The following is a 2,232-nucleotide window of genomic DNA, read 5'->3' as shown; positions in this document are numbered from 1 at the left end:
CAAGCTCCGCTGCTGCCCGCACAAGGCGGGCCAGCTGTGCAAGGCGATCGCCGTCCTGCAGAACTACGAGCTCGCCCACAGATGAAAAAGCCTCACTGCGCCACCGCAATCGCCCGACTGCCATGGGGGCGCCGAGCCGGCCCCGTCTCTCTGGCCGAGCGACGCGTCCCACCTCCGGACGACGCGCTCCCACGGCCTTGTCCAGCCTTGGACGCTACGTCCGCCTCGGTGAGGAAACCTCCGCCCGCATCACCACCCGGAGCGGATCGTCGACGCCGCCGTACGCGGGGGGCTGACGATCGAGGAGGCGGTGGACGTGTACCGGATCATCTGGCACTACACCGCCCGCGAGATCAGCCGCCGGGCGGCGGCTCGCAAGCGACGAGAAGAAGGCGGACCCACCTATCGGGAGCGCGTCTTCGCCGAACTGGACGCCGAGGAGTTCCCCCGGCTGAGCACGGTGGCGAGGCGATGGGAAGACCTGACCGCCCGCTACACCTACGCCAAGGGCGTACGCGCCCTGGTGAACGGCCTTCTCCCCTGAACGCATCGCCCCCGCAACAGGCCGAGTGTGTCGCCCCCCTAGCTACCGGCGGCGAAGGCGGCGAGGAAGATGCGAGTGCCCTCGTCGGCCAGGGCGGTCAGTTCCTCCGGGGAGCCGACGGACGCGTCGCCCAGGAAGGCGGCTCGGTTGGTGGGGACCGAAACGATCAGCCAGGTGAACATGTAGGCGGCGCGCTCGGGGTCCGGGGTGTTCAGCAGGCCACGTTCGGTGAGCTTCGCGAAGGTCTGCGCGAGGAGCTTCAGGGTACGGTCCCAACTCCGTTCGAAGTACTCACGTCCGATCGCCGGGAAACGCTCCGCCTCGGCGACGACGAGGCGTCGCATCTGGAGTATCTCCGGGTTCATCAACCCGGCGAGCGTCATCCGGGCGTGGTCCCGCAGGGCTGTCTCGAGGTCGTCCACTTCGGCGAGCGCGAGGATCATGGGCTTGAAGTGCTCGTAGCCGCGATCGACGGTGTCCAGCACGACGCCGGCGAACAGTTGCTCCTTGTCGGCGAAGTACTGGTACACCGTCCGTTTCGAGGCGCCCGCCGCGGCGGCCACCGCGTCCATGCTCGTGCCGACGTAACCGTGGGCGGTGAACACCGACCGTGCGGCCGTGAGAATCTCCTGGCGCTTGCGCGCCGAGCGGGCCTCAGCCCGTGTCGAAGCGGACAACGAACTACCTCCTTGACAGAGGATACTACACGGTTTAGTTTACGAATCGAATAAACGGTACCGTTTAGTTTACTCAGGAGGTGAACGTGGGAAGCTCGATCTCCGTCATCGCCGCGGCAATCGTGGCGTTCGTGTTCAGTTCGGCCTACTACGCCCTGCTCACACCGGTCGAGAAGCGCCTGCTGGGTGAGCGTGCCCCGGACCGGGGCGATCGGCCGCCGCCGCTGAAGATCCTTCTGGAGCTGGCGCGCAGCCTCGTGGTCGCCGCCGTGATCGCGGGCTTGGCCCGGTACGCCGGCCTCACCGGCATGTGGTCGGCGGTGGTGCTCGGCCTCGTGCTCTGGGTCGGGTTCCCGGCAGTGCTTCTCACCGGGTCCATGATGTGGGAGAAGACCCCCGCCGCCACCGCGGCGCTGCACGCGGGCGACTGGCTGATCAAGATTCTCGTCATCTCGGCGATCGTGGGTGCCTGGCTGTGAACGACGTACGACCCTATGAGACCGACCCGCGCGTGGACGACTACATCAAAGCCCTGCCCGAGTGGCAGCAGGACATCTGCCAGCAGGTCCGGGACCTGATCCATGCCGCCGACCCCGAAGTCACCGAGACCATCAAGCGAACCGTCCGGCCCTACTTCGTGCTGCAGGGCAACGTGTGCGCGTTTCTCGCCGCGAAGGACCACGTCAACGTGTTCCTGTACGACGGCGGCATTGTCCCTGACCCCGAAGGGATCATCACGGCCGGCCACGACAACAAGACCGCCCGTACGGTGGCGTTCCGCGAAGGTGAGACGATCAACGCTCCTGCCCTCATCGCGATGTTCCGGCAGATCATCGCCGACAACCGGGCCGGCGGGTGGCGCAAACTCAAGGATCAACGCAGGTAGGCCGCTGTAGGGGTGCCACCGGAATACGGCCTACTCGGCCAAGCACCGCAGGCACGGGATGAACGTCCAGGTCATCGCCTCTCCGGACGGCAGCGTCGTCTGGACCTCCGGCTCGCTGCCGGGCA

The 2,232-nt window shown here is 67.0% G+C and carries 4 protein-coding genes and 1 pseudogene; 4 read left to right on the top strand and 1 reads right to left on the bottom strand.

The window, feature by feature from the left end:
• Positions 1 to 310 precede the first annotated feature (310 nt).
• Entirely contained in the window at positions 311 to 544 is a 234-nt protein-coding gene (locus tag ACWCSU_RS52745; RefSeq protein WP_352361790.1) for a hypothetical protein, read from the top strand.
• Between the two features lie 38 nt (positions 545 to 582).
• Here ACWCSU_RS52745 and ACWCSU_RS52740 read toward each other — a convergent pair whose 3' ends face one another.
• Positions 583 to 1,221 (bottom strand): TetR/AcrR family transcriptional regulator, encoded by a 639-nt coding sequence (locus tag ACWCSU_RS52740; protein WP_449945230.1) that lies wholly within the window; start codon positions 1,219 to 1,221, stop codon positions 583 to 585.
• Between the two features lie 86 nt (positions 1,222 to 1,307).
• Here ACWCSU_RS52740 and ACWCSU_RS52735 point away from each other — a divergent pair, with 86 nt between their 5' ends.
• From ACWCSU_RS52735 to ACWCSU_RS52725, 3 genes and pseudogenes are all read left to right on the top strand, one after another.
• Positions 1,308 to 1,700 carry a DUF1761 domain-containing protein gene (locus ACWCSU_RS52735; RefSeq protein WP_352361794.1) on the top strand — a complete coding sequence of 131 codons (393 nt, stop codon included), beginning with the start codon at positions 1,308 to 1,310 and terminating at the stop codon, positions 1,698 to 1,700.
• 32 nt (positions 1,701 to 1,732) lie between these two features.
• A complete protein-coding gene (locus ACWCSU_RS52730) occupies positions 1,733 to 2,107 on the top strand; it encodes a DUF1801 domain-containing protein (protein ID WP_449945226.1) in 375 nt (124 codons plus the stop codon).
• A 28-nt stretch (positions 2,108 to 2,135) separates the two neighbouring features.
• A pseudogene (locus ACWCSU_RS52725) lies at positions 2,136 to 2,232 on the top strand (IS5/IS1182 family transposase); the annotation flags it as partial.

This window comes from Nonomuraea sp. NPDC001699 (assembly GCF_053596455.1).
This window is presented reverse-complemented; position numbering and strand designations above follow the sequence as displayed.